Below are 789 nucleotides of genomic sequence, written 5' to 3'. Positions count from 1 at the left end.
AAAAAATTAAGATTAGATGATAAAGGTAATCCAATTTTAAATGATAAAAAAGAATTTGAAATTGAAGAAGTTGATTTAGACTCTTTAATGGCAGATGAAATAAAAAAACAAGTTAATGAACAAGGTGAAAAATTAGCAGAAGAAAAAGCTAAAGAAATACTCACTAAACAATTAGAAGATCAAACTACTAAAACGAAAACTGAAAAAGAAGATCGTCTTGCAGTTCTTGAAAAACAATTTGCAGAAATTCAACAAGGAATTAAAAGAAATCAAGGTGTAGGAGTTACTCAAGAAAATAAACAGTCTGATAACTTAAATGTTAATAATAATCAAGAATCAAATTCTTCAATGGGAATTGATTTACAATCATTCAAAATAGTGGGAGGTAGTGAATAATGGCAATTACATTAAATAATATTCAAACTTATTTTAAGGATAATTTTAAATTAAGTAATTTATATGGAAGATCTAAATATGCTGTTTTATTCCCTAATGAGTTGCAACAAGATGGTGGGGGATGAAAAGCCGAAGTTTACTTACCAATTATGAATGAATCAATAACACAAAAAGATTGAGATCCTAATTTAGGTTTTACGGAAACTTATGTTACAGAAGACTTTAAAAAAGTACAATTAGATCAAAATTTTACTGTTTATAATCGAATTGCTAATCAAGATAAATTGGCATCAAATTGACCAGCTAATAAATTAACAATTACTGATTCACAAAAAGCTAAAATTTTAGATAAATATATTAGACTTTTTGCGATACCCTTTTTTATTAAAATAT

2 protein-coding genes are annotated in these 789 nt (G+C 25.7%); both read left to right on the top strand.

The genetic code is table 4. The features are described 5' to 3' along the window. The coding region (locus TS70_RS06705; protein WP_198049804.1) for a hypothetical protein at positions 1-396 on the top strand (396 nt) is incomplete at its 5' end. Continuing rightward, on the top strand, positions 396-789 hold a 394-nt coding region (locus TS70_RS06700; protein WP_198049803.1), incomplete at its 3' end, for a hypothetical protein. The genes TS70_RS06705 and TS70_RS06700, both read left to right, overlap by 1 nt.

Source organism: Spiroplasma sp. hyd1 (assembly GCF_016082235.1).
Classification (GTDB): domain Bacteria; phylum Bacillota_I; class Bacilli_A; order Mycoplasmatales; family Mycoplasmataceae; genus Spiroplasma; species Spiroplasma poulsonii.
This window is presented reverse-complemented; position numbering and strand designations above follow the sequence as displayed.